This window comes from Enterobacter cloacae complex sp. SHL009 (assembly GCF_049237205.1).
GTDB lineage: Bacteria > Pseudomonadota > Gammaproteobacteria > Enterobacterales > Enterobacteriaceae > Enterobacter > Enterobacter cloacae_M.
Window position 1 is genome coordinate 297,376 of the sequence record NZ_JBMKIW010000004.1, and the last position, 25,739, is coordinate 323,114.

Annotated in this window: 19 protein-coding genes; 11 read left to right on the top strand and 8 right to left on the bottom strand. The window is 58.8% G+C overall.

All coding sequences use genetic code 11. The features are described from left to right. Positions 1-9: 9 nt before the first annotated feature. The 7 genes from menD (at position 10) to ACOTZC_RS12470 (ending at position 7,587) form a co-directional block, all read left to right on the top strand. Positions 10-1,680, top strand: a complete 1,671-nt coding sequence (gene menD / locus ACOTZC_RS12440; RefSeq protein ID WP_348586240.1) for a 2-succinyl-5-enolpyruvyl-6-hydroxy-3-cyclohexene-1-carboxylic-acid synthase — start codon at positions 10-12, stop codon at positions 1,678-1,680. Next, on the top strand, positions 1,677-2,453 hold the full coding sequence (menH, locus tag ACOTZC_RS12445) for a 2-succinyl-6-hydroxy-2,4-cyclohexadiene-1-carboxylate synthase (RefSeq protein WP_163354039.1): 777 nt from the start codon (positions 1,677-1,679) through the stop codon (positions 2,451-2,453). The genes menD and menH overlap by 4 nt, the downstream gene beginning before the upstream one ends. After that, the gene (gene menB, locus ACOTZC_RS12450) at positions 2,450-3,307 is read left to right on the top strand and encodes a 1,4-dihydroxy-2-naphthoyl-CoA synthase (RefSeq protein ID WP_023312524.1); all 858 of its coding nucleotides are present in this window, start codon (positions 2,450-2,452) and stop codon (positions 3,305-3,307) included. Before menH ends, menB begins: the two co-directional genes overlap by 4 nt. Then, on the top strand, positions 3,307-4,272 hold the full coding sequence (gene menC / locus ACOTZC_RS12455) for an o-succinylbenzoate synthase (protein ID WP_047174155.1): 966 nt from the start codon (positions 3,307-3,309) through the stop codon (positions 4,270-4,272). The genes menB and menC overlap by 1 nt, the downstream gene beginning before the upstream one ends. After that, the gene (menE, locus tag ACOTZC_RS12460; protein ID WP_163354038.1) at positions 4,269-5,630 is read left to right on the top strand and encodes an o-succinylbenzoate--CoA ligase; all 1,362 of its coding nucleotides are present in this window, start codon (positions 4,269-4,271) and stop codon (positions 5,628-5,630) included. The genes menC and menE overlap by 4 nt, the downstream gene beginning before the upstream one ends. 124 nt (positions 5,631-5,754) lie before the next feature. Then, positions 5,755-6,294, top strand: a complete 540-nt coding sequence (locus ACOTZC_RS12465; protein ID WP_029740927.1) for a YfaZ family outer membrane protein — start codon at positions 5,755-5,757, stop codon at positions 6,292-6,294. A 93-nt stretch (positions 6,295-6,387) separates the two neighbouring features. Next, a complete protein-coding gene (locus tag ACOTZC_RS12470) occupies positions 6,388-7,587 on the top strand; it encodes a nicotinamide mononucleotide deamidase-related protein YfaY (RefSeq protein WP_029740926.1) in 1,200 nt (399 codons plus the stop codon). Between the two features lie 33 nt (positions 7,588-7,620). Here the strand turns inward: ACOTZC_RS12470 and glpC are convergent, their stop codons facing one another. The 3 genes from glpC to glpA are packed head-to-tail and all read right to left on the bottom strand — an operon-like array spanning position 7,621 to position 11,643. After that, positions 7,621-8,811, bottom strand: a complete 1,191-nt coding sequence (glpC, locus tag ACOTZC_RS12475) for an anaerobic glycerol-3-phosphate dehydrogenase subunit GlpC (RefSeq protein ID WP_421635791.1) — start codon at positions 8,809-8,811, stop codon at positions 7,621-7,623. Further along, positions 8,808-10,025, bottom strand: a complete 1,218-nt coding sequence (glpB, locus tag ACOTZC_RS12480) for a glycerol-3-phosphate dehydrogenase subunit GlpB (RefSeq protein WP_126303483.1) — start codon at positions 10,023-10,025, stop codon at positions 8,808-8,810. The genes glpC and glpB overlap by 4 nt, the downstream gene beginning before the upstream one ends. Continuing rightward, a complete protein-coding gene (gene glpA, locus ACOTZC_RS12485; RefSeq protein ID WP_421635792.1) occupies positions 10,015-11,643 on the bottom strand; it encodes an anaerobic glycerol-3-phosphate dehydrogenase subunit A in 1,629 nt (542 codons plus the stop codon). Before glpA ends, glpB begins: the two co-directional genes overlap by 11 nt. A gap of 252 nt (positions 11,644-11,895) precedes the next feature. On the opposite strand from glpA, the gene glpT reads away from it, so the two are divergent. Next, on the top strand, positions 11,896-13,248 hold the full coding sequence (gene glpT, locus ACOTZC_RS12490) for a glycerol-3-phosphate transporter (RefSeq protein ID WP_045354273.1): 1,353 nt from the start codon (positions 11,896-11,898) through the stop codon (positions 13,246-13,248). 11 nt (positions 13,249-13,259) lie between these two features. Then, positions 13,260-14,318: a glycerophosphodiester phosphodiesterase gene (gene glpQ / locus ACOTZC_RS12495; RefSeq protein ID WP_248161791.1), complete on the top strand. Its 1,059-nt coding sequence runs from the start codon at positions 13,260-13,262 to the stop codon at positions 14,316-14,318. A 105-nt stretch (positions 14,319-14,423) separates the two neighbouring features. Here glpQ and yfaE read toward each other — a convergent pair whose 3' ends face one another. From yfaE to ubiG, 4 genes are all read right to left on the bottom strand, one after another. After that, on the bottom strand, positions 14,424-14,678 hold the full coding sequence (yfaE, locus tag ACOTZC_RS12500) for a class I ribonucleotide reductase maintenance protein YfaE (protein ID WP_008500234.1): 255 nt from the start codon (positions 14,676-14,678) through the stop codon (positions 14,424-14,426). Further along, positions 14,678-15,808, bottom strand: coding sequence for a class Ia ribonucleoside-diphosphate reductase subunit beta (gene nrdB, locus ACOTZC_RS12505; RefSeq protein WP_023312514.1), 1,131 nt, complete (start codon positions 15,806-15,808; stop codon positions 14,678-14,680). Before nrdB ends, yfaE begins: the two co-directional genes overlap by 1 nt. 49 nt (positions 15,809-15,857) lie before the next feature. Then, positions 15,858-18,143 (bottom strand): class 1a ribonucleoside-diphosphate reductase subunit alpha, encoded by a 2,286-nt coding sequence (nrdA, locus tag ACOTZC_RS12510; RefSeq protein WP_023312513.1) that lies wholly within the window; start codon positions 18,141-18,143, stop codon positions 15,858-15,860. A 347-nt stretch (positions 18,144-18,490) separates the two neighbouring features. Beyond that, positions 18,491-19,219 carry a bifunctional 2-polyprenyl-6-hydroxyphenol methylase/3-demethylubiquinol 3-O-methyltransferase UbiG gene (ubiG, locus tag ACOTZC_RS12515; protein ID WP_045402755.1) on the bottom strand — a complete coding sequence of 243 codons (729 nt, stop codon included), beginning with the start codon at positions 19,217-19,219 and terminating at the stop codon, positions 18,491-18,493. 146 nt (positions 19,220-19,365) lie between these two features. On the opposite strand from ubiG, the gene gyrA reads away from it, so the two are divergent. Beyond that, positions 19,366-22,002, top strand: coding sequence for a DNA topoisomerase (ATP-hydrolyzing) subunit A (gene gyrA, locus ACOTZC_RS12520; RefSeq protein WP_045354270.1), 2,637 nt, complete (start codon positions 19,366-19,368; stop codon positions 22,000-22,002). Between the two features lie 135 nt (positions 22,003-22,137). After that, a complete protein-coding gene (gene rcsC, locus ACOTZC_RS12525; RefSeq protein WP_045402761.1) occupies positions 22,138-24,984 on the top strand; it encodes a two-component system sensor histidine kinase RcsC in 2,847 nt (948 codons plus the stop codon). A 90-nt stretch (positions 24,985-25,074) separates the two neighbouring features. Here the strand turns inward: rcsC and rcsB are convergent, their stop codons facing one another. Then, positions 25,075-25,725 (bottom strand): response regulator transcription factor RcsB, encoded by a 651-nt coding sequence (gene rcsB / locus ACOTZC_RS12530; protein ID WP_006176468.1) that lies wholly within the window; start codon positions 25,723-25,725, stop codon positions 25,075-25,077. Positions 25,726-25,739: the final 14 nt, after the last annotated feature.

Sequence of the window (25,739 nt, forward strand, 5' to 3'; positions counted from 1 at the left end):
GACAATCTCATGTCAGTAAGTTCTTTTAACCGACGCTGGGCGGCGGTGATCCTTGAAGCCCTGACGCGCCATGGCGTCAGGCACGTGTGTATTGCACCGGGTTCTCGCTCAACGCCGCTGACGCTCGCGGCCGCAGAAAACCGGGCGTTAATTCACCATACCCACTTTGATGAACGCGGCCTCGGGCATCTTGCGCTGGGTCTGGCGAAAGTCAGCAAAGAACCTGTGGCGGTGATCGTCACCTCCGGTACCGCCGTGGCGAACCTCTATCCGGCCCTGATTGAAGCCGGGTTAACCGGTGAAAAGCTGATCTTACTGACGGCCGATCGTCCCCCTGAGCTTATCGACTGCGGTGCCAATCAGGCCATTCGCCAGCCGGGGCTCTTTTCTTCGCATCCTTCGCAGACGATTTCGTTACCGCGTCCCACCCAGGATATTCCGGCAAGCTGGCTGGTCTCCACCGTCGATCACGCCATGGAGACGTTGCGCAGCGGGGCGTTGCATATCAACTGCCCGTTTGCCGAGCCGCTGTACGGCGAGCTGGACGACACGGGTCTTGACTGGCAGCAGTCCCTCGGCGACTGGTGGCAGAGTGAAAAACCGTGGCTGCGGGAGCAGATGCATCTTGAGAGCGCGAAACAGCGCGACTGGTTCTTCTGGCGGCAGAAGCGCGGTGTGGTGATTGCCGGGCGCATGAGCGCCGCTGAAGGCAAACTGGTTGCCGAATGGGCGCAAACCCTTGGCTGGCCGCTGATTGGCGACGTGCTTTCGCAGACCGGTCAGCCGCTGCCGTGCGCCGATCTCTGGCTGGGTAACGCGAAAGCGGTCACCGAGCTTGCGCAGGCGCAGATTGTGGTCCAGCTTGGATCGAGTTTAACCGGCAAACGGTTACTGCAGTGGCAGGCCACCTGCACGCCGGAAGAGTACTGGCTGGTGGATTCGCTGGAAGGACGGCTTGACCCGGCGCACCACCGCGGCCGTCGTCTGGTCAGCAGCATCGACGCCTGGCTGGCGCTTCATCCGGCTGAAAAACGCAAGCCCTGGGCGGTGGCTATACCGGACCTTTCGCGCCAGGCGTGGGAACTGACCAAAGCGCATTGTAAAGCGTTTAGCGAAGCCGGGCTGGCGCACCGCATTCGTCAGTACCTGCCTGAACAGGGGCAGCTGTTTGTCGGCAACAGCCTGGTCGTGCGGCTGATTGACGCTTTCTCGAAGCTGCCCGCGGGTTACCCGGTGTACAGCAACCGCGGCGCCAGCGGAATCGACGGGCTGATCTCGACGGCGGCGGGCGTGCAGCGCGCCAGCGCGAAATCGACGCTGGCGATCGTGGGCGATCTCTCCGCGCTCTACGATCTCAACGCGCTGGCGCTGCTGCGTCAGGCGTCAGCCCCGTTTGTGCTGATTGTGGTCAACAACAACGGCGGGCAGATTTTCTCCCTGTTGCCAACGCCCCAGAGCGAGCGCGAGCGCTTCTATCTGATGCCGCAGAACGTGCAGTTCGAACACGCCGCGGCGATGTTTAGCCTGAAATACCATCGCCCGGAAAGCTGGGAACAGCTGGAGGCGGCGTTAAGCAGCGCCTGGAAACAGCCGGGCGCGACGCTGATTGAGCTGGTGGTGAACGAGGCTGATGGTGCGCAGGCCCTGCAAAGCCTGCTGGCGCAGGTGAGCCAGCTGTGAACCTCTCGGGCGTGCAGCAGGCCGGTAAGACAGGCTATCCCTGGCTGGTCTTTTTGCACGGTTTTTCTGGAGATTGCCGTGAGTGGCAGAGGGTCGGTGAAGGGCTCGACGATTATCCCCGGCTCTATCTGGATCTGCCGGGTCACGGTGGATCCTCGAATCTGGGCGTGGCGGGGTTTGACGAGATGAGCACGTTGCTCACCCGAACTCTTCTTAGTTACAACATACTTAAATTCTGGCTCATCGGGTACTCCCTCGGCGGCCGCATTGCGATGTTTCATGCCTGCCAGCAGCCGAAGGGGCTGCTCGGGGTGATTGTTGAAGGTGGGCATCCGGGCCTGCAGGATGCCGAGGCGCGAAGTGCGCGGCTGGCGTCCGACCGCCGCTGGGCAACGCGTTTTCGCACCGAACCGCTGGAGAAGGTGTTCGCTGACTGGTACCAACAGCCCGTGTTCGCCTCCCTCACGAACGCCCAGCGCGAGGCGCTGATTACCCTGCGCAGCCAGAACAACGGCGCGACGCTGGCGATGATGCTCGAGGCGACCTCGCTGGCCGTGCAGCCCGATTTGCGTGCCGCGCTTAGCGCACGCGATTTCTCTTTTGACTATCTCTATGGCGAACGGGATGAGAAGTTCGCGGCCCTTGCCGCGGAAGTGAACGCCGTTCGCCATGCCATTCCCAACGCCGGACACAATGCCCACCGGGAAAACCCCGATGCGGTTATCGCGCGTCTGGCTCAGATAATGCGTTATCGAATAAAGGACACTCTATGATCTACCCTGATGAAAACATGCTTTACGCCCCGGTTGAATGGCAGGACTGCTCCGAAGGCTACACCGACATTCGTTACCACAAATCCACCGACGGCATTGCCAAAATCACCATCAACCGCCCGCAGGTGCGTAACGCCTTCCGTCCGTTGACCGTGAAAGAGATGATTCAGGCCCTGGCGGATGCGCGCTATGACGACAACATCGGCGTGATTGTCCTGACCGGCGAAGGCGATAAAGCGTTCTGCTCCGGCGGCGATCAGAAAGTGCGCGGCGACTACGGCGGATACCAGGACGATGCGGGTACCCACCACCTGAACGTCCTCGATTTCCAGCGCCAGATCCGCACCTGTCCAAAACCGGTGGTGGCGATGGTGGCGGGCTACTCCATCGGCGGCGGCCACGTGCTGCACATGATGTGCGATCTGACCATCGCCGCCGAGAACGCCATCTTCGGCCAGACCGGCCCGAAAGTGGGCTCCTTCGACGGCGGCTGGGGTGCCTCCTATATGGCGCGCATCGTCGGGCAGAAAAAAGCCCGCGAAATTTGGTTCCTTTGCCGTCAGTACAACGCCCAGGAAGCGCTGGATATGGGCCTGGTGAATACCGTGGTGCCGATTGCCGATCTCGAAAAAGAGACCGTGCGCTGGTGCCGTGAAATGCTGCAAAACAGCCCAATGGCGCTGCGCTGCCTGAAAGCGGCACTCAATGCCGACTGCGACGGACAGGCGGGTCTGCAGGAGCTGGCGGGTAACGCCACCATGCTGTTCTACATGACCGAAGAGGGTCAGGAAGGGCGCAACGCGTTTAACGAAAAACGCCAGCCGGACTTCAGCAAATACAAACGGAATCCGTAATGCGTCGCGCGCAGGTTTACCGCTGGCAGATACCGATGGACGCGGGCGTGGTGCTGCGTGAACGGCGGTTAAAAACCCGTGATGGCTTCTTCGTGCATCTGCAGCAGGGCGAGCGGGAAGGCTGGGGCGAGATTTCACCGCTGCCGGGCTTTAGCCAGGAGTCGCTGGATGACGCTCAGACGGCCTTGCTGGCGTGGGCGGACGCGTGGCGCGAGGGGGCGGATCCGGCGCTGCCGGACGTGCCTTCCGCGGCTTTTGGTATCAGCTGCGCGCTGGCGGAGCTGGACGACAGCCTGCCGGAAGAGGCTAACTACCGCGCGGCACCGCTCTGTACGGGCGATCCTGACGAGCTGTTCGCGCTGCTCTCCGCCATGCCGGGCGAGAAAGTGGCGAAAATTAAAGTCGGTCTCTACGAAGCGGTGCGCGACGGTATGGTCGCCAACCTGCTGCTGGAGGCGATCCCCGACCTTCATCTGCGTCTGGATGCTAACCGCGCCTGGACGCCGCTTAAGGCGCAGCAGTTTGCAAAGTACGTCAACCCGGCGTACCGCAGCCGCATTGCTTTCCTGGAAGAGCCATGCAAAACCCGCGATGACTCGCGCGCGTTTGCCCGCGAAACGGGGATTGCCATCGCCTGGGATGAAAGCCTGCGTGAGGACGATTTTGAATTTATCGCCGAGCCCGGCGTCAGCGCGGTGGTGATTAAGCCGACGCTGACCGGCAGCCTGGCGAAGGTGCGCGAGCAGGTCGCGGCGGCGCACGCCTCGGGGCTGACGGCGGTCATCAGCTCGTCGATTGAGTCCAGCCTTGGGCTGACCCAGCTGGCGCGCATTGCCGCCTGGCTAACGCCGGATACGATCCCCGGCCTCGACACGCTGAACCTGATGCAGGCCCAGCTTATCCGCACGTGGCCGGACAGCGCGCTGCCGTGCCTCGACGTCACGGCGCTGGAGCCGTTGTTATGAGTTTTACCGACTGGCCGTGGCGGCACTGGCGCGCGCAGTTTGCTGATAAACCGGCCCTGAGGCTGAACGACGAGGTGCTCAGCTGGCAACAGCTGTGCGTGCGCATCGACCGCCTTGCGGCAGGCTTTCACCGGCAGGGCGTGGAGGAGGGCAACGGCGTTCTGCTGCTGGCCCATAACCACCCGCAAACCCTGCTTGCGTGGCTGGCCCTGCTCCAGTGCGGGGCGCGTATTCTTCCCGTTAATCCGCAGCTGCCTCGCCCGCTGCTGGACGTGTTGCTCCCGCAGATGACGCTGCGCTTTGCGCTGGTGCTGGACGGTACCTTTGACGGTATTCCTAGTCTGAGCATGCGCGAGCATGCGGGGGAATATCGCGTTGCGTGGCAGCCGGCGCGGCTGGCGTCGATGACGCTAACCTCCGGCTCCACCGGGCTGCCGAAAGCGGCGGTGCATACCTGCGACGCCCATCTCGCCAGCGCGCGCGGCGTGCTGGCGCTGATGCCCTACGGCGAAGACGACGACTGGCTGCTTTCGCTGCCGCTGTTTCACGTTTCCGGTCAGGGGATTTTATGGCGCTGGCTGCAGGCCGGCGCGCGGTTAACCGTGCGCGAGAAACAGCCGCTGGCGCAGGCTTTGCGCGACTGTACCCACGCCTCGCTGGTGCCGACCCAGCTCTGGCGTCTGCTTAATACCCGTCAGCCTGTCACACTGAAAGCGGTGCTGCTGGGCGGTGCCGCCATCCCTGTGGAGTTGACGCAGCAGGCGCGCGAGCAGGGAATTCGCACCTTCTGCGGCTACGGCCTGACCGAGTTTGCCTCTACCGTCTGCGCAAAAGCGGCGGACGGCGAGCCGGACGTAGGCTATGCGCTGCCGGGCAGAGAGGTGCAGGTAGTTAACGGTGAGGTCTGGATCCGGGCAGAGAGTATGGCCTCAGGCTACTGGCGGGACGGCGAATTGGTTCCGCTGACCAACGCGCAGGGATGGTTCGCCACCCGCGATCGCGGTGAATGGCATGACGGCCGCCTGACGATCCTCGGCCGCATGGACAACCTCTTTTTTAGCGGCGGAGAAGGGATCCAGCCGGAGAGCCTTGAGCGTGTTATCGCCCGCCATCCGCAGATTAACCAGGTGTTTATCGTCCCGCTGGACGACGCCGAGTTTGGACAGCGTCCGGTGGCGGTGGTGGAGTGCGAGCCGGGAACGGATATCAGCTGTTTACCTGACTGGGTCAGGGATAAGGTGGCGCGTTTTGAGCAACCCGTCCGCTGGCTGCTGTTGCCGACCGAACTCAAAAATGGCGGGATTAAAGTCTCGCGCCGCGCGTTGCAGCAGTGGGTGAACGCCTCGCTGAAGGGATAATAGCCGTTTCAAATAATTACAATCTACTGACCTGCCGCACGCAGAGTGCTTGATCCCCGGGAGACTCCGGTTAAAATCTCGCGGTTTTGGGACTTCTTTATAATAATTGTGCGGGATCACGACAATGAAAAAAGTGGCATTAGTGGGCTTCGGCCTGATGGTTGTATCTGCGGCGGCTAACGCCATCAGCATTAACGGCTCGGCGGGTCAGGATTATACCCACCTGGGCTTTGGCATGGGTACCGAGACTTCCGGTCTGGCGATGACCGGCGGCTGGACGCATAACGATGACGACGGCGACGCGGCGAGCCTCGGCCTGGGTCTGAACGTTCCTCTTGGCCCGTTCCTGGCCACCGTCGGCGGTAAAGGTATCTATACCAACCCAAATGACGGTGACGAAGGGTACGCGGCGGCAGTGGGCGGCGGCCTGCAGTGGAAAATTGGCGACAGCTTCGGCCTGTTTGGTGAGTACTACTATTCGCCGGACTCCCTCTCAAGCGGTATCGAAAGCTATGAAGAGGCCAACGCCGGTGCGCGCTGGACCATCATGCGTCCGATTACCATCGAAGCGGGCTATCGCTATCTGAACCTGGCCGGCAAAGACGGCAACCGCGACAACGCGCTGGCCGACGGCCCGTACGTGGGCGTCAGCGCAGGCTTCTAATCACTCCGGCGCGGCGTTCTGTCGCGCCAGTTTCTCTCTTCTCCACCCCGCGTTTGCGCTATAGTGTTTTGACCAAATAAGCGGGAGAACATAATGATTAACGTGGAGATGTTATCCACCGGCGACGAAGTGCTGCATGGACAAATTATTGATACCAATGCTGCCTGGCTTGCCGATCTTTTCTTTGAGCAAGGATTACCGTTAACGCGCCGCAATACGGTGGGCGACAATCTTGAGTCGCTGGTCGCTATTCTGCGCGAGCGCAGCGAACACTGCGACGTGCTGATTGTGAATGGCGGACTCGGCCCCACCGGTGACGATCTCAGCGCGCTGGCCGCCGCGACCGCAAAAGGCGAAGGGCTGGTGCTGCACGAGGCGTGGCTTTCGCAGATGGAGCGCTTTTTCTCCGAACGTGGCCGCGTCATGGCCCCCAGCAATCGCAAACAGGCTGAAATTCCCGCCAGCGCCGAGCTGGTCGATAACCCGGTGGGTACCGCGTGCGGGTTTGCCATGCAGCTGAACCGCTGCCTGATGTTCTTTACGCCGGGCGTGCCCTCAGAATTTAAAGTGATGGTCGAGCAGCAGATCCTGCCGCGCCTTCGCGATCGTTTTACCCTGCCTGAACCGCCGCTGTGCCTGCGTCTGACCACCTTTGGCCGCTCGGAAAGCGATCTGGCCCAGAGCCTTGACCCTCTCCCGCTGCCGCCGGGCGTCTCCATGGGCTACCGCTCCTCCATGCCGATCATTGAACTCAAGCTGACAGGCCCGGCCGAGCAGAAAGAGGCGATGCTGGCCCTGTGGCCCGAGGTGCAGCGCGTGGCGGGCGAAAGCCTGATCTTTGAAGGGACGGAAGGGCTGCCCGCGCAGATTGCGACGCATCTGCAGTCGCGTCAGCTGAGCGTGACCTTAAGCGAACAGTTCACCGGTGGCCTGCTGGCGCTGCAGCTGTCGCGCGTCAACGCGCCGCTGCTGGCCAGCGAAGTGGTGCCGTTCCAGCAGGAGACCCTGGCGCAAACCGCCCGCTGGGCTTCCGAGAGAAGGGTGAAGCATTTTGCCGGTCTGGCGCTGTTCGTCGGGGGGCTGGACGAGGAATACCTTAACTTCGCGCTGGCGACGCCGGAAGGCACCTGGGCCCTGCGGGTAAAAATGAGTATCACCCGCCACAGCCTGGCGGTGCGTCAGGAGGTTTGCGCTATGATGGCGCTGAACATGCTGCGCCGCTGGCTGAATGGCAAAGAGGTTGCCAGCGAGCACGGCTGGATTAACGTTGTCGAGTCGCTGTTCATTGAGTAAAACCAGTGCCGGGGCCTTTCGCCCCGGCACTGTTTAGCCCAGCGCCTTCGCCAGCAGGGAGATTGGATGCTCGCAGCGCTTGCTGGTGGACATCTCAATCTGCCACTTGCAGGTTTCGCAGTCCGTTACCACGATATCCGCGCCGCTCTCTTCAATCTGACGGAACAGCGGGGCGCCAATCGCCTGCGACGTTTCGTAGTTTTCACGCTTAAAGCCGTAGGTTCCCGCAATCCCGCAGCAGCGCGAGTCCAGCACCGTCAGCTCCAGCCCCGGGATTAACCGCAGCAGCTCCAGCGTATAGAGCGACCAGCCCATCTTCTCCATATGACACGGCGTGTGGTACACCACTTTCAGCGGCAATTTCCCCAGCGGCAACGTCTGCCCGCTGTCCAGCTTGCGCCACAGGAAGCGTGTTGCCAGCTCGATGTGCTCTCGCAGGCCGGTGTTATCTACGTCCAGCAGATGCGGATACTCATCGCGCAGGGTGAAGGTACAGGTGGACGAGGTCGCCAGCACCGGTATGCCTTTGTCGACGATGGCTTCACGCAGGGAGGTGACATTGCTTCGAGCCTGACTGCGCGCTTTATCGGTAAACCCGTTAGCAATCAGCGGCACGCCGCAGCACTTCTCTTTGTTCAGTAGCTGAACGCCCGTTCCCATGGCGTTCAGCACCTTCAGCAGATCTTTACCCAACTGCGGGTGGTTGTAGTTCACATAGCAGCCGTGGAAGAAGGCCACCTGATCGGCGTACTGCGCCTGTTCCGCCGCAACGGATTTGTACCAGCGGCGGAAGGTGCCATGAGAATATTTTGGCAGGCTGCGGTGATGGTCTATCTTCAGCGTGGCATCCAGCAACTGGCGCACCGGTTTGAGAGAGGTCGCGGCATTCACCAGCGGGGCAAAGGGTGTCGAGACGCTGCCCATCAGATCGGTGTGGCTCAGAATAGCGTCACGCAACGTGGGTTTCTGCGTGCTGTAGCGCGCCCGGGCGAGCTGGATGATATCGCCGATTTTCACATCCGACGGGCAGGCGACTTCGCAGCGTTTGCAGTTGATGCAGTATTTCAGCGCCTCGTCGTACAGCTTGCCGTCCTTCAGACGCAGACGCTCGCCGTCCGGTCCGGCCTGCTTTGGCCCGGGATAGCGTGGGTTCACGCCGCTCACCGGGCAGACGGTGGTACACACCGTGCATTTAATGCAGCTTTCAAAACGGGTGTCGTTCATTGTTCAGCCTCCGTGCGCTGGCTAATCTGCTCTGCCACATACAGCGCCGTGACGGCGCAGACTCCGCCACCGCATCCCTGGGCAATGGGATCGTACCCGCCCAGCAGCGAGCCGATGGCAAAGAGATTACTGACGGGCTTACCGGAAAGTTGCGGATGTAGCTGGTTATCGACGATCACGCCAAACTGCTGCCAGGGCTGCGGCGAGAAGAAATCACTTTGATACCAGTCCGCGCGGGAGGATCGCTGGCGAACATCGAGCCCCATAATGGCTTCCCGGATGCCCTTCCGGCTGCTCAGCAGCCCGTTGCTGAAGAAGCTGCCGCTTGCCAGCACCGTATAGCGGGCACGAAGCGGAATATCGTCGTGGTTGCGCGTCCAGATTTCGCTCACCGCGCCGTCGGTCAGGGTGATTTTTTTCACCTCATCGCCCGCCATCCACACGCCGCCCTGCGCGACAAACTGGCGCTGGAGCTGGGTATGCAGGCGAATGCCGGGTACGGAAGGGGGCAGGGTTGGCAGCAGGCCGAGCATGCAGGGCAGACGATCCGAGAGCCAGCGCCAGAGCCGGTTGTCGCGTAAACCGAAGCAGGCGGGCATCAGCAGGGCATCACAGCTATCGCTGAGCGGTCTGAGCGCGTCATACAGCAGCGGCCATTTGTCCTCGTTATCCAGAAAACGGGCGATATTCACCGCGCGAAACTCGCTCGGGTTGTCGCGCAGGACATCAAGCTCAGGCAGCTCTATCTCTGCCGTTTCGGCATTGACGCCCTGGCGACAGAGCGACGCGGCCGCGAGATGGGGCTGAAAATCCAGAAAGCCGCTAATGCCCACGACCCGGACGCGTGCGGCATTGAAGGGAGCAACGGGCACTTCTTCCGGGCTGAGCCAGGCAGAGCGCAGGGTGCCGAGCGGCGTGACGCGCTGGTGATTGAGCCGGGCGCTTCCCTTCAGACGCGCCCCGCAGTCCGCCAGTAGCGCTTCGGTTTCCAGCGCAAAGCGGTCAATATGCTGGGCGCCAATCAGGTGATACGGGTGCTCCGGCGGCAGCTTATCGCGGTACGCATCGTCCACCAGATCCAGCGAGCCCGACGAGAAGTGCAGGGCGCTCTGGCCCCGGGTGATAATGGCGCAGCGAAGACCCTGCTTCGAGAGCTTGATGCCGCAGAGCAGGCCTGCCAGCCCGCCGCCGACGATTACGGTATCAAATTTCATCGCGTTGCTCCTTCTCAAGACCGCAAAGCCCCTGGTAGACCCAGCGGGTAAATTCGCTTTCGCGCAGGGCATCGCCCCAGGCGACAGGCTGAATGCCTTTCCAGCGCTCGTTTAAAAACGCGCTGAGCTGATCGAGCGACTGGGTGGCGGTGGTGGTATGAAAACGCTGCAGCAGCCCGGCGGCACGACAGGCGCACAGCTCGCCCTGACAGGTACCCATTCCCACGCGGGTGCGGCGACGAAGATCGAGCAGGCTTGTGACCGTCAGGCTCTCCACCGCGTACTGCACCTCACCGGCGGTGACGGCTTCGCACTCGCATACCAGGCTGCGGCTCAGGCGTCCTTCACCGAGCCACTGCGGCGTTCTGTCGCCGTGGCGGTAAATCGCGGACCCGCGCAGCGGCGCGGGCAGGGAGATAATTTTTTGCAGCGTTTTTTCGGTGGACTGCCGCGAGCCGGGCAGCGGCTGGTCTGCCGTCACGCATGTTTCGATATTCCCCAGCTTGCGGCAGACGGCATCGGTCGCCCACTCGGCCATCAGGCGGTAGGTCATCAGCTTGCCGCCGGTGATGGTGATAAACCCGTCCATGCCGTCGCGCTCGGCGTGATCGAGCAGCACGATGCCCCGGCTGACGTTACGTCCGCTCGGGTCGTTGTCGCTGGCAATCAGCGGACGCACACCCGCGTAGGCGCGCAGAATACGCGTCTGCGCCATCACCGGGGCCAGTTTTTCCCCTTCGCGCAGCAGGACGTCGACCTCTTCGGCGGTCACGCGGTTGTAGTCAATCTCGCTGTAGTCGATGTGGGTTGAGGTGGTACCGATTAACGAAATGGTGTCGCCCGGCACCAGGATATCGGCATCGGACGGCTTGCGGCAGCGGTTAATCACGTGGTTATTGATGCGGTGGTCGAGGATCAGCAGCGAGCCTTTCGCCGGGAACATGCGCACCGACAGGTCCGCGTATTCCGCGATGCGCTGCCCCCAGATCCCCGCCGCGTTGACCACCACGGCGGCATACAGCTCGCTGTGTTCATTATATTGCGCATTAAAAAGCCGCACGCCGCAGATGCGGTGACCTTCGCGGATAAGGCCGGTCACTTCGTGCCCGGTCAGGATGCGCGCGCCATGCTCGCGGGCGTTCAGCATGTTGGCGGCGGTCAGGCGGAAGGGGTCGACGGTGCCGTCAGGCACTTTCACCGCGCCGATAAGCGCCGGGTTAACCGACGGTTCCAGCCGCCGCGCCAGCGCCGGGTCCATTGCCTCAGCCTGAATGCCCGCCGCAGTGCAGGAGGTAATAAAGGTGTCCTGAAAGGCGAGATCATCTTCGGGAAGAGTAATAAAGAGGCCGTTGGTTGGCTCAATGCAGTGGCGGGCGATACGCTTGAGGATCTGGTTTTCAGCAATACATTCGCGCGCGGATTCACCGTCGGTAACCGCATACCGCGCGCCGCTGTGCAGCAGGCCGTGGTTACGCCCGGTTGCGCCCGTGGCGATATCGTGGCGCTCCAGCAGCGTAACGCTTAAGCCGCGAAGGGCGCAGTCGCGTGCGATCCCGGCGCCAGTTGCGCCACCGCCAATGATTATCACATCGCTGTAGCGAGGATCGTGAATGGTCATTGTTTACCCTCTATGTTCGTTTTTTTATCATTTAGCCATATCAATAGTGTGGTTTGTTTGATTTCGAACATAAACGCGCGAAATTCGAAAATGGAACGTGATTTCATGCGCTTTTTTGCGCATTCTGTCATATTTCTGTAACAATCTGTGCGTTGATTCACAGTAACAATCACCGTGATTTCTTAACATCCCCGCCTCTGGAATTCAGGTGCGAGCCACCTGCCCATTCAATTCAAGGCCACGGAGGCTGTTATGCTCAGTATCTTCAAACCTGCGCCGCACAGGGCGCGTCTGCCAGAGGCAGAAATTGATCCGCTATACCGCCGTCTGCGCTGGCAAATTTTCCTGGGGATCTTCTTCGGGTACGCGGCGTACTACCTTGTGCGTAAAAACTTCGCGCTCGCCATGCCGTATCTGGTGGAGCAGGGCTTCTCCCGCGGCGATCTGGGTTTCGCGCTGTCGGGGATCTCAATCGCCTACGGTTTTTCCAAATTCATCATGGGTTCCGTGTCGGATCGCTCGAATCCGCGCGTGTTCCTGCCCGCCGGCCTGATCCTGGCGGCCGCGGTCATGCTGTTCATGGGCTTTGTGCCGTGGGCGACGTCCAGTATTGCGATTATGTTCGTGCTGCTGTTCCTCTGCGGCTGGTTCCAGGGGATGGGGTGGCCGCCGTGCGGACGTACCATGGTGCACTGGTGGTCGCAGAAGGAACGCGGCGGCATCGTGTCGGTGTGGAACTGCGCGCATAACGTGGGCGGCGGTATTCCGCCGCTGCTGTTCCTGCTGGGGATGGCCTGGTTCAACGACTGGCACGCGGCGCTCTATATGCCTGCCTTTGGCGCCATTCTGGTGGCGATTATTGCCTTCGCCCTGATGCGCGATACGCCGCAGTCCTGCGGCCTGCCGCCGATTGAAGAGTACAAAAACGATTATCCGGATGATTACAGCAAGGAGCACGAAGAAGAGCTGACCGCCAAACAGATCTTCATGAAGTACGTGCTGCCGAACAAGCTGCTGTGGTACATCGCGGTGGCAAACGTGTTCGTTTACCTGCTGCGCTACGGCATCCTCGACTGGTCGCCAACCTACCTGAAAGAGGTTAAGCACTTCGCGCTGGATAAGTCTTCCTGGGCCTATTTCCTGTATGAATATGCCGGGATCCCGGGCACGCTGCTTTGCGGCTGGATGTCGGACAAAGTGTTTAAAGGCAACCGCGGGGCGACGGGCGTGTTCTTTATGACCCTGGTCACCATCGCGACCGTCGTTTACTGGCTCAACCCGCCGGGCAACCCATCAGTAGACATGGCCTGCATGATCGTTATCGGCTTCCTGATTTATGGTCCGGTAATGCTGATCGGCCTGCACGCGCTGGAGCTGGCGCCGAAGAAAGCGGCAGGCACGGCGGCAGGCTTTACCGGTCTGTTCGGCTACCTGGGCGGTTCGGTCGCGGCGAGCGCCATTGTGGGCTACACCGTAGACTTCTTCGGCTGGGACGGCGGCTTTATGGTGATGATCGGCGGTAGCGTGCTGGCGGTACTGCTGCTCATTGTGGTCATGATCGGTGAGAAACGTCACCACGCGGAAGTGCTGGCGCGTCGTCAATAAGGAGCATTGCGATGAAATTATCTTACGTAACAACCGGCCTGCTGCTGGCGGGCCTGATGACAGGGTCCGCGCTGGCGGCGGATAAAATCGTTATCGCCCACCGCGGCGCCAGCGGCTATCTGCCGGAGCATACGCTCCCGGCGAAAGCGATGGCCTATGCCCATGGCGCGGATTATCTGGAGCAGGATCTGGTGATGACCAAGGACGACCAGCTGGTCGTCCTGCACGATCACTATCTGGACCGCGTGACGGACGTGGCGGAGCGTTTCCAGGACCGCGCGCGCAAAGATGGTCGTTTCTACGCCATTGATTTCACCCTGGCGGAGATCCGTTCCCTGAAGTTTACCGAAGGCTTCGAGATCGAAAACGGCAAAAAGGTGCAGGTCTATCCGGGACGTTTCCCGATGGGCAAATCTGACTTCCGGATCCATACCTTCCAGGAAGAGATTGAGTTTGTTCAGGGGCTGAACCACTCAACCGGTAAAAATATCGGCATCTACCCGGAGATCAAAGCGCCGTGGTTCCACCATCAGGAAGGCAAAGACATTGCCGCGAAGACGCTGGAGGTGCTGAAGCAGTACGGCTACACCAGCAAGAAGGACAAAGTCTACCTGCAGTGTTTTGACGCCGCCGAGCTGAAGCGCATCAAAACCGAGCTGGAGCCGAAGATGGGGATGAACCTCAATCTGGTGCAGCTGATTGCCTATACCGACTGGAATGAAACCCAGGAGAAGCAGCCGGACGGCAAATGGGTGAACTATAACTACGACTGGATGTTTAAGCCGGGCGCTATGAAGCAGATTGCGCAGTACGCCGACGGCATCGGGCCGGATTACCACATGCTGGTGGCGGAAGGCTCAGCGCCGGGCCACGTGAAGCTGACGGCGATGGTGAAAGAGGCGCACGCCAGCAGGATGCAGGTACATCCGTATACCGTGCGTGCAGACCAGCTGCCGCCGTATGCCACGGACGTGAATCAGCTTTATGAGGTGTTGTATAACCAGGCGGGCGTGGACGGGCTGTTTACGGATTTCCCGGATAAAGCGGTCGAATTCATTCACCGGAAGTAGGTTTGGCAGGTCGGGTAAGGCGAAGCCGCCACCCGACAATCTGGCTCTGCGGCCTGATGCCCTCACCCTAACCCTCTCCCACCGGGAGAGGGGATAAGGACAACATCACATCTCGATCTCTATATCGCCTTTTGCCCGGCAGCAGCAGGGCAAAATTTCCCCTTCGTTGATAAAGGCCAGCGGCTCGGTCAGCCAGTCCACCTGGCCGGCGACCAGGCGGCAGCGGCAGGAGCCGCAGTAGCCGGAACGACACTGGTACTCTACTTCTACCTGATGCGCCTCAAGCGCCACCAGCAGAGAAGGGTGCTCCTCCCGACACAGCACCTCAGTGCCGGAAAGACTTAACGTGACGCGTGACATCAGAGCTGGAAGTTGCTCAGGTCGTCGGTGTTGACTTCAGAATCAATCTGACCGACCAGATAAGAACTCACTTCCACTTCCTGCGGCGCGACCTGCACGTTATCGGACACCAGCCAGGTGTTGATCCACGGGATAGGGTTAGAACGCGTCTGGAACGGCAGGTCGAGACCGACAGCCTGCATGCGGATGTTGGTGATGTACTCCACGTACTGGCACAGGATGTCTTTGTTCAGGCCGATCATGGAGCCGTCGCGGAACAGGTAGTCTGCCCACTCTTTCTCCTGCTGAGCCGCCAGCACGAACAGGTCGTAGCACTCCTGCTTGCACTCTTCGGCGATTTCCGCCATCTCCGGATCGTCCGTACCGCTGCGCAGCAGGTTCAGCATGTGCTGGGTACCGGTCAGGTGCAGGGCTTCATCACGGGCAATCAGACGGATGATCTTGGCGTTGCCTTCCATCAGCTTGCGCTCGGCAAAGGCGAAGGAGCAGGCGAAGCTCACGTAGAAGCGGATCGCTTCCAGCGCGTTGACGCTCATCAGGCACAGGTAAAGCTGTTTTTTCAGCGCGCGCAGATTCACGGTGATGGTTTTACCGTTCACGTTGTGCGTACCTTCGCCCAGCAGATGCCAGTAGCTGGTCATCTCGATCAGCTCGTCGTAGTAATGGGCAATGCCTTCCGCGCGCTTCTGGATCTGCTCGTTGGTGACGATATCGTCAAACACCACCGCCGGATCGTTCACGATGTTGCGGATGATGTGGGTGTAAGAGCGGGAGTGGATAGTCTCGGAGAACGCCCAGGTTTCCACCCAGGTTTCCAGCTCCGGAATGGAGATCAGCGGCAGCAGCGCCACGTTCGGGCTACGACCCTGAATGGAGTCCAGAAGCGTCTGGTACTTCAGGTTGCTGATGAAGATATGTTTTTCGTGATCCGGCAGCGACTGGTAATCAATACGGTCGCGGGAGACGTCCACTTCTTCCGGGCGCCAGAAGAAGGAGAGTTGCTTTTCAATCAGCTTTTCGAAGATGTCATATTTTTGCTGATCGTAGCGTGCCACGTTGACCGGCTGGCCGAAGAACATCGGCTCTTTGAGCTGGTCGTTTTTCGTCTGTGAAAAGGTGGTATATGCCATGAGTGTGTCCTGTCTTACGAAATAAAGGCGGGGATATCCCCGCCCTTCATTAGATCTTACATGCGCCGCTTTCGCAGCCATCGTCCTGAATTGACGGTACCATGTCGTCCTGCGCGTCTTCCGCACCGTCACGGGTGTTGTGATAATACAGGGTTTTCACGCCAAATTTGTAGGCGGTGAGCAGGTCTTTCAGCAATTGCTGCATCGGTACCTTGCCGGACGGGAAGCGCGTCGGGTCATAGTTGGTATTGGCAGAGATCGACTGGTCGATAAACTTCTGCATGATACCCACCAACTGCAGGTAGCCGTCGTTGTTTGGCATTTCCCACAGCAGCTCGTAGTTGTTGCCCAGCGTTTCGTAGTCCGGTACCACCTGACGCAGCACGCCGTCTTTCGACGCTTTGATGCTGACGTGGCCGCGCGGCGGTTCAATACCGTTGGTGGCGTTAGAGATCTGCGAAGAGGTCTCGGACGGCATCAGGGCAGAGAGCGTAGAGTTACGCAAGCCGTGGGTCTTGATGGACTCGCGCAGGCCTTCCCAGTCGAGATGCAGCGGCTCGCTGACGATCGCATCCAGGTCTTTCTTGTAGGTGTCGATTGGCAGAATGCCTTTCGCGTAGGTGGTTTCGTTGAACCACGGGCACGCGCCTTGCTCTTTCGCCAGCTCGTTAGAGGCTTTCATCAGGTAGTACTGAATCGCTTCGAACGTCTGGTGCGTCAGGTTGTTAGCGCTGCCGTCGGAGTAACGCTTGCCGTTTTTCGCCAGCCAGTAGGCGAAGTTGATCACGCCGATACCCAGGGTACGGCGGCCCATTGCACCGCGTTTAGCGGCCGGGATCGGGTAGTCCTGGTAGTCCAGCAGGGCGTCGAGCGCGCGAACCGCCAGCACGGCCAGCTCTTCCAGCTCGTCCAGGCTCTTAATCGCGCCCAGGTTGAACGCGGACAGCGTACACAGCGCGATTTCGCCGTTTTCGTCGTTCACGTCTTCCAGCGGTTTGGTCGGCAGGGCGATCTCCAGGCACAGGTTAGACTGGCGCACTGGCGCAACTACTGGATCAAACGGGCTGTGGGTGTTGCAGTGGTCCACGTTCTGGATGTAAATACGGCCGGTAGAGGCGCGTTCCTGCATCATCAGAGAGAACAGGTCTACCGCCTTCACGCGCTGCTTGCGGATGCTGTCGTCTTTTTCGTATTTGGTGTACAGACGTTCGAACTCGTCCTGATCGGCAAAGAACGCGTCGTACAGGCCCGGAACGTCGGACGGGCTGAACAGCGTAATGTCTTCGCCTTTCAGCAGACGGGTGTACATCAGCTTGTTGATCTGCACGCCGTAGTCCATGTGACGCACGCGGTTGCCTTCCACGCCGCGGTTGTTTTTCAGGACCAGCAGGCTTTCCACTTCCAGGTGCCACATCGGGTAGAACAGGGTCGCAGCACCGCCGCGCACGCCGCCCTGAGAGCAGGATTTTACGGCCGTCTGGAAGTGTTTATAGAACGGGATACAGCCGGTGTGGAACGCTTCACCGCCGCGAATCGGGCTGCCCAGCGCACGGATGCGACCGGCGTTGATGCCGATACCGGCACGCTGGGAGACGTATTTCACGATGGCGCTGGAGGTGGCGTTGATGGAATCCAGGCTGTCACCACACTCGATCAGTACGCAGGAGCTGAACTGACGGGTTGGAGTACGCACGCCAGACATGATTGGCGTCGGCAGAGAAATCTTGAACGTGGATACCGCATCGTAGAAACGCTTCACGTATTCCAGACGGGTGTCACGCGGGTAGTTAGAGAACAGGCAGGCGGCCACCAGAATATAGAGGAACTGGGCGCTTTCGTAGATCTCACCGGTTACACGGTTCTGAACCAGGTATTTGCCTTCGAGCTGCTTCACCGCCGCGTAGGAGAAGTTCATGTCGCGCCAGTGATCGATAAACCCGTTCATCTGCTCGAACTCTTCTTCCGTATAGTCTTCCAGCAGATGCGTGTCGTATTTGCCCAGCTCAACCATTTTCACCACGTGATCGTAAAGCTTCGGCGGCTCAAACTGACCGTAGGCTTTTTTACGAAGGTGGAAAATCGCCAGACGTGCAGCGAGGTACTGATAATCCGGTGCTTCGCGGGAGATGAGGTCTGCCGCTGCTTTAATGATCGTTTCGTGGATATCAGACGTTTTGATGCCGTCGTAGAACTGAATGTGAGAACGCAGTTCAACCTGGGAGATAGATACGTTGTTCAGTCCTTCTGCTGCCCAGTCGAGAACTCGATGGATTTTGTCCAGATTGATACGCTCGGTAGTACCGTCGCGCTTTGTCACCAGCAGACTCTGATTCATGTGGGTTTTACCTGTCCGTGAAATAAAAAATATCCCCCGTTTATCCACAGATCCGTCTTGTGACTAACTCTGTGGATAAATACTACATGTAGGGGGTTTGCGATAAGAAAAACGCTATATGGTGAGTATTCTAGTATCGAATCTTTTCAGCACAAGGGTTGATTTTGGCGTTAAATTGAGGTTGTGAAAGGGTAAAAAAGGCTAAGTCCTCGTACCGTAAGGCCTGGAAGACATGTCAATAATTAAGAAAAAAAATTCAAAATTTGATCGAGTGCTGATTTCTTCAACGGGAGGTCAGAATTGCGCAACATGATGTCGCGCAATCTTTATAAGAATAACGAATGACGTTAGTCGTTTTTGGCGGTTGTGTGCAACATATAGTTAACATCAACGCCCGGTGCGAGTTTGAATTTATTGGTTAGCGGATTGTAGTGCAGGCCGGTGATGTGCTGCTCTTTGAGCCACGTCTGGTCAACCCAGCTTAACAGCTCCGCAGGCTTGATGAATTTCTTCACGTCGTGCGTCCCTTTCGGCACCATGCGCAGTACATACTCCGCGCCAACGACGGCCATCAGCCAGGCTTTACCGTTACGGTTGATGGTTGAGAAGAAGACCTGGCCGCCCGGCTTCACCAGTTTTGCACAGGCATGTACCACCGACTGCGGATCGGGTACGTGCTCCAGCATCTCCATGCAGGTCACCACATCGTACTGATGGGGGTGTTTTGCCGCGTGCTCTTCCACGGTTTCCTGCACGTATTCCACCTGTATGCCGGACTCCAGCGCGTGAAGGCGGGCAACCTGGAGCGGTTCAAAGCCCATATCCAGGCCCGTAACATTCGCCCCTTCGCGCGCCATGCTCTCAGCCAGGATGCCGCCGCCGCAGCCGACGTCGAGCACTTTCTTACCGAACAGACCGCCGGAACGCTCCGCGATATAGCCCAGACGCAGCGGGTTAATGCGATGCAGCGGTTTGAACTCACCTTCGAGATCCCACCAGCGGGACGCCACCGCTTCAAATTTGGCAATCTCTTCGTGGTCAACGTTGTGAGCCACCGGGGATTTTTCGGCATTCATGGGCGCTTTTACTCCTTATTTAGCAAGACAAAGGAGTATATCAGGCAATCCCCGTGAATAAAGCGTATAGGTTTACCTCAATCACCTCGGCTGTGTTATAATTTGCGACCTTTGAATCCGGGATACAGTAGAGGGATAGCGGTTAGATGAGCGACCTTGCGAGAGAAATTACACCGGTTAACATCGAGGAAGAGCTGAAGAGCTCCTATCTGGACTATGCGATGTCGGTCATTGTTGGCCGTGCGCTGCCGGACGTCCGCGATGGCCTTAAGCCGGTACACCGTCGCGTACTATACGCCATGAACGTATTGGGCAATGACTGGAATAAAGCCTATAAAAAATCTGCCCGCGTCGTCGGTGACGTCATCGGTAAATATCACCCGCATGGTGATACCGCCGTATATGACACCATCGTTCGTATGGCGCAGCCATTCTCCTTGCGTTACATGCTGGTAGATGGTCAGGGTAACTTTGGTTCAGTCGACGGCGACTCCGCTGCGGCGATGCGTTATACGGAAATCCGTATGTCGAAAATCGCTCATGAGCTGATGGCCGACCTGGAAAAAGAGACCGTTGATTTCGTCGATAACTACGACGGCACCGAGCGCATCCCAGATGTGATGCCAACCAAGATCCCGAACCTGTTGGTTAACGGTTCATCCGGTATCGCGGTCGGTATGGCAACCAACATTCCGCCGCACAATATCACCGAGGTGATCAACGGCTGCCTGGCCTATATCGACGATGAAGACATCAGCATTGAAGGGCTGATGGAACACATCCCGGGTCCGGACTTCCCAACGGCGGCGATCATCAACGGTCGTCGCGGTATTGAAGAAGCGTACCGCACCGGCCGCGGCAAGATTTACATCCGTGCCCGCGCCGAAGTGGAAGCGGACGCAAAAACCGGCCGTGAAACCATCATTGTTCACGAGATCCCGTATCAGGTGAACAAAGCGCGTCTGATTGAAAAAATCGCCGAGCTGGTAAAAGAAAAACGTGTTGAAGGGATCAGCGCGCTGCGTGACGAGTCTGACAAAGATGGTATGCGCATCGTGATTGAGATCAAACGCGACGCGGTGGGTGAGGTTGTGCTGAACAACCTGTACTCCCAGACTCAGCTTCAGGTCTCCTTCGGTATCAACATGGTTGCGCTGCACCATGGTCAGCCGAAGATCATGAACCTGAAAGAGATCCTGAGCGCGTTCGTGCGTCACCGCCGTGAAGTGGTGACCCGTCGTACCATCTTCGAACTGCGCAAAGCGCGCGACCGTGCGCACATCCTTGAAGCGCTGGCGGTTGCGCTGGCCAACATCGACCCGATCATCGAACTGATCCGTCGTGCGCCAACCCCGGCGGAAGCGAAAGCAGCCCTGGTTTCCCGTCCGTGGGATCTGGGTAACGTTGCCGCGATGCTGGAACGTGCGGGCGATGACGCAGCGCGTCCAGAGTGGCTGGAACCTGAATTCGGCGTGCGTGACGGTCAGTATTACCTGACTGAACAGCAGGCTCAGGCGATTCTGGATCTGCGTCTGCAGAAACTGACCGGCCTTGAGCACGAAAAACTGCTCGACGAATACAAAGAGCTGCTGGAACAGATTGCTGAACTGCTGCATATCCTGGGCAGCGCAGAGCGTCTGATGGAAGTGATCCGTGAAGAGCTGGAGCTGGTCCGCGATCAGTTCGGCGATGCGCGCCGCACCGAAATCACCGCGAACAGCTCTGATATCAACATTGAAGATCTGATCAACCGCGAAGACGTGGTGGTCACCCTGTCTCACCAGGGCTATGTGAAGTATCAGCCGCTGACCGACTACGAAGCACAGCGTCGTGGCGGTAAAGGCAAGTCTGCAGCGCGTATTAAAGAAGAAGACTTCATTGATCGCCTGCTGGTGGCGAACACCCATGACACGATCCTCTGCTTCTCCAGCCGCGGTCGTCTGTACTGGATGAAAGTTTATCAGCTGCCGGAAGCGAGCCGCGGCGCGCGTGGCCGTCCAATCGTCAACCTGCTGCCGCTGGAAGCGAACGAACGTATCACAGCCATCCTGCCGGTACGCGAGTACGAAGAGGGCGTGAACGTCTTTATGGCGACCGCCAGCGGTACCGTGAAGAAAACCGCGCTGACCGAGTTCAGCCGCCCACGTTCCGCCGGGATCATCGCGGTGAACCTGAACGAAGGCGACGAGCTGATCGGTGTGGATCTGACCTCCGGTTCTGATGAAGTGATGCTGTTCTCTGCGGCCGGTAAAGTGGTGCGCTTTAAAGAGAACGCCGTCCGTGCAATGGGTCGTACCGCTACGGGCGTTCGTGGTATCAAACTGGCTGGCGAAGACAGCGTTGTTTCTCTGATTATTCCGCGCGGTGAAGGGGCTATCCTGACCGTGACGCAGAATGGTTACGGTAAACGTACGGCGGAAGGGGAATACCCAACCAAGTCTCGCGGCACGCAGGGCGTTATCTCTATCAAAGTGACCGAGCGCAACGGTTCCGTTGTGGGCGCGGTGCAGGTAGACGATGCGGACCAGATCATGATGATCACCGATGCCGGTACGCTGGTGCGTACCCGCGTGTCTGAGATCAGCGTGGTGGGGCGTAACACCCAGGGCGTGATCCTCATCCGTACAGCGGAAGATGAAAACGTGGTGGGTCTGCAGCGCGTTGCTGAGCCGGTGGATGACGAAGAGCTCGATTCCATCGACGGTAGCGTTGCGGAAGGCGATGATGATATCGCGCCGGAAGCCGACACCGACGATGACGTAGCGGATGACGCTGACGAGTAATGTCTCCTGATGCAAAAAAGGGCCGGATTCCGGCCCTTTTCTTTTGCACAAGCAGATAAGTCAACGTTGCGACCTGGCGCGTTTACCGCTACCTTAACCACATTCTTTTGACCCCGACGGCGGAGCCTCGCCCCCTTGAAATACCTCGTCTCCTTTCGTACTACGCTGAAAGTTTCTCGCTATCTGTTTCGGGCGCTGGCGCTCTTGCTCTGGCTGCTGGTGGCCTTGTTCTCGGTGTTTTACATCGTTAACGCGCTGCACCAGAAAGAAGCGGAGATCCGCCAGGAGTTTAACTTAAGCTCCGACCAGGCCCAGCGCTACATTCAGCGAACGTCTGACGTGATGAAGGAGCTGAAGTATATTGCCGAAAATCGTCTGACGGCGGAAAACGGCATCCTTGCGCTTCGCGGGCGGAATGACAATACCGAAGTCCCGGACTTCCAGCCGCTGTTCCCGGACTCCGATTGCTCCACCATGAGCAATACCTGGCGCGGGTCGCTGGAATCCCTTGCCTGGTTTATGCGCTACTGGCGCGACAATTTCTCCGCCGCCTATGACCTGAACCGCGTATTCCTGATTGGCAGTGAAAATCTCTGCATGGCTGACTTTGGCCTGCGCGACGTGCCCGTTGAGCGTGACGATGCGCTGAAAAGCCTGCATGAACGTATTGTGAAATATCGCAATGCGCCGCAGGACGAGCGCGGGAATAACATCTTCTGGGTTAGCCAGGGCCCGCGCCCGGGCGTGGGCTATTTCTACGCCCTGACGCCGGTGTATCTGGGCAATCGCCTGCAGGCGCTGCTGGGGATTGAGCAGACCATTCGCATGGAAAACTTTTTCACCCCGGGCAGCCTGCCTATGGGGGTGACCATTCTGGATGAAAACGGTCATCAGCTGATCTCACTTGCCGGGCCGGATAACCGGTTAAACGTCGAACCGCACTGGATGCAGGAGCGGTCGTGGTTTGGCTATACCTCCGGCTTCCGCGAACTGGTGCTGAAGAAGAGCCTGCCGCCTTCGTCGCTAAGTATTGTCTACTCGGTGCCAGTGGACATGGTGCTTGAGCGGATACGCATTCTCATCATGAATGCCATTCTGCTGAACCTGATCGCGGGTGGTGCGCTGTTCACCCTGGCGCGCATGTATGAGCGGAAAATCTTTATTCCGGCCGAAAGCGACGCCCAGCGGCTGGAGGAACACGAGCAGTTTAACCGGAAGATTGTCGCGTCGGCGCCGGTGGGGATCTGCATTCTGCGTACCCAGGACGGAACCAACATCCTGAGTAACGAGCTGGCGCATAACTACCTGAACATGCTGACGCACGAAGACCGCCAGAGGCTGACGCAAATTATTTGCGGTCAGCAGGTTAACTTTGTCGACGTGCTCACCAGCACGCACACCAACCTGCAGATCAGCTTTGTGCATTCCCGCTATCGCAATGAAAACGTGGCGATTTGCGTGCTGGTAGATGTCTCCGCGCGCGTGAAGATGGAAGAGTCGCTGCAGGAGATGGCCCAGGCGGCGGAGCAGGCCAGCCAGTCGAAATCCATGTTCCTTGCCACCGTCAGCCACGAGCTGCGAACGCCGCTGTACGGGATCATCGGTAACCTCGACCTGCTGCAGACCAAAGAGTTGCCGAAAGGGGTCGACAGGCTGGTGACGGCGATGAACAACTCCTCCAGCCTGCTGCTGAAAATCATCAGCGATATTCTCGATTTCTCTAAAATTGAGTCTGAGCAGCTGAAAATCGAACCGCGGGAGTTCTCGCCGCGCGAGGTGATGAACCACATCAGCGCCAACTATCTGCCGCTGGTGGTGCGTAAACAGCTGGGGCTCTACTGCTTTATTGAACCTGACGTGCCGCTGACGCTGCACGGCGATCCGATGCGCCTGCAGCAGGTCATCTCAAACCTGCTCAGCAACGCCATCAAATTCACCGACGTTGGCTGTATCGTGTTGCACGTCTGCCGGGCGGGGGATTACCTGAGCATTCGCGTGCGCGACACGGGCGTCGGCATCCCTGCGAAGGAAGTGGTCCGCCTGTTCGACCCGTTCTTCCAGGTCGGGACCGGCGTGCAGCGTAACTTCCAGGGCACCGGACTGGGGCTGGCGATTTGTGAGAAGCTCGTCAGCATGATGGACGGTGATATTTCCGTGGATACCGAGCCCGGCATGGGCAGCCAGTTCACCATCCGTATTCCGCTCTATTCGGCGCAGTATCCGGCAAAAGCGACGGTGGACGGGCTGAGCGACAAGCGCTGCTGGCTGGCGGTGCAAAACGCCTCGCTGAATGATTACCTGACGGCGCTGCTTGCCCACAGTGGAGTCAGGGTGTGTCTCTATGAAGGTCAAACACCGGACGTGGACGATGTGCTGATCGCCGACGAGATGCCGGAGCAACCGTGGCAGGGGAGAGGGTCGGTGCTCTTCTGCCGTCGCCACATCGGCATTCCTGTCGAGCGTGCGCCTGGGGAATGGGTACACAGCGTTGCAACGCCGCACGAGCTGTTGAGCCTGCTGGCGCGCATCTACAAAGTGGAGCTGGAAGAGCGCGACGGCGCGGGCGGATTGCCGTCACCGGAGTCTCTGGCGTCGGTGAATGACGATATGATGATTCTGGTGGTGGATGACCATCCGATTAACCGTCGCCTGCTTGCAGACCAGCTTGGATCGCTGGGCTACCAGTGCAAAACCGCCAATGACGGCGTGGATGCGCTGAATGTGCTGAGTAAAAATCATATTGATATCGTGCTTAGCGACGTCAACATGCCAAACATGGACGGCTACCGTCTGACGCAGCGCATCCGACAGCTGGGCCTGACGCTGCCGGTGGTGGGCGTAACGGCGAACGCGCTGGCGGAAGAGAAACAGCGTTGTCTGGAGTCAGGCATGGACAGCTGTCTGTCGAAACCGGTGACGCTGGACGTGCTGAAGCAGACGTTGTCGATTTACGCGGATCGCGTGAGAAAAACCAGAATATAAAAAAGGCCCGCAAGGGCCTTTTCGCTTTTCAACCCTCTCACCGTGGGAGAGGGACGGGGTGAGGGCCTCAGGCCGCACACCCGTCCGGGATCAATCCTTGTCCGATGCGCTCAGCGTAACGGAGGAGAGATAGTTCAGCAGAGCAATATCGTTGTCCACGCCCAGCTTCATCATCGCTGATTTCTTCTGGCTGCTGATGGTTTTAATGCTGCGGTTCAGCTTCTTGGCAATCTCGGTTACCAGGAAACCTTCTGCGAACAGGCGCAGAACTTCACTCTCTTTCGGGGACAGGCGTTTGTCACCGTAGCCACCCGCGCTGATTTTTTCCAGCAGACGAGAGACGCTCTCAGGGGTGAACTTCTTGCCTTTCTGCAGCGCAGCGAGCGCTTTTGGCAGATCGGTCGGGGCGCCCTGTTTCAGCACAATCCCTTCGATGTCCAGATCCAACACCGCGCTCAGGATCGCCGGGTTGTTGTTCATGGTCAGAACAATGATCGAGATATCCGGGAAGTGACGTTTAATGTATTTGATGAGCGTGATCCCATCACCGTATTTGTCTCCAGGCATGGAGAGATCGGTAATGAGCACGTGTGCATCAAGCTTTGGGAGGTTATTGATCAGTGCTGTAGAGTCTTCAAATTCACCGACTACATTCACCCACTCGATCTGTTCAAGTGATTTGCGAATACCGAACAGTACAATCGGATGGTCATCGGCAATAATTACGTTCATATTGTTCATGTATAAGGCTACCT

Bases quoted from the DNA above. Each gene is read 5' to 3' on its own strand.
- glpC (WP_421635791.1), bottom strand. From the start codon at position 8,811: ATGAACGACACCCGTTTTGAAAGCTGCATTAAATGCACGGTGTGTACC.
- menB (WP_023312524.1), top strand. From the start codon at position 2,450: ATGATCTACCCTGATGAAAACATGCTTTACGCCCCGGTTGAATGGCAG.
- ACOTZC_RS12465 (WP_029740927.1), top strand. From the start codon at position 5,755: ATGAAAAAAGTGGCATTAGTGGGCTTCGGCCTGATGGTTGTATCTGCG.
- rcsB (WP_006176468.1), bottom strand. From the start codon at position 25,725: ATGAACAATATGAACGTAATTATTGCCGATGACCATCCGATTGTACTG.
- ACOTZC_RS12470 (WP_029740926.1), top strand. From the start codon at position 6,388: ATGATTAACGTGGAGATGTTATCCACCGGCGACGAAGTGCTGCATGGA.
- glpQ (WP_248161791.1), top strand. From the start codon at position 13,260: ATGAAATTATCTTACGTAACAACCGGCCTGCTGCTGGCGGGCCTGATG.
- glpT (WP_045354273.1), top strand. From the start codon at position 11,896: ATGCTCAGTATCTTCAAACCTGCGCCGCACAGGGCGCGTCTGCCAGAG.
- menE (WP_163354038.1), top strand. From the start codon at position 4,269: ATGAGTTTTACCGACTGGCCGTGGCGGCACTGGCGCGCGCAGTTTGCT.
- glpB (WP_126303483.1), bottom strand. From the start codon at position 10,025: ATGAAATTTGATACCGTAATCGTCGGCGGCGGGCTGGCAGGCCTGCTC.
- glpA (WP_421635792.1), bottom strand. From the start codon at position 11,643: ATGACCATTCACGATCCTCGCTACAGCGATGTGATAATCATTGGCGGT.
- yfaE (WP_008500234.1), bottom strand. From the start codon at position 14,678: ATGTCACGCGTCACGTTAAGTCTTTCCGGCACTGAGGTGCTGTGTCGG.
- menD (WP_348586240.1), top strand. From the start codon at position 10: ATGTCAGTAAGTTCTTTTAACCGACGCTGGGCGGCGGTGATCCTTGAA.
- nrdB (WP_023312514.1), bottom strand. From the start codon at position 15,808: ATGGCATATACCACCTTTTCACAGACGAAAAACGACCAGCTCAAAGAG.
- menC (WP_047174155.1), top strand. From the start codon at position 3,307: ATGCGTCGCGCGCAGGTTTACCGCTGGCAGATACCGATGGACGCGGGC.
- gyrA (WP_045354270.1), top strand. From the start codon at position 19,366: ATGAGCGACCTTGCGAGAGAAATTACACCGGTTAACATCGAGGAAGAG.
- nrdA (WP_023312513.1), bottom strand. From the start codon at position 18,143: ATGAATCAGAGTCTGCTGGTGACAAAGCGCGACGGTACTACCGAGCGT.
- ubiG (WP_045402755.1), bottom strand. From the start codon at position 19,219: ATGAATGCCGAAAAATCCCCGGTGGCTCACAACGTTGACCACGAAGAG.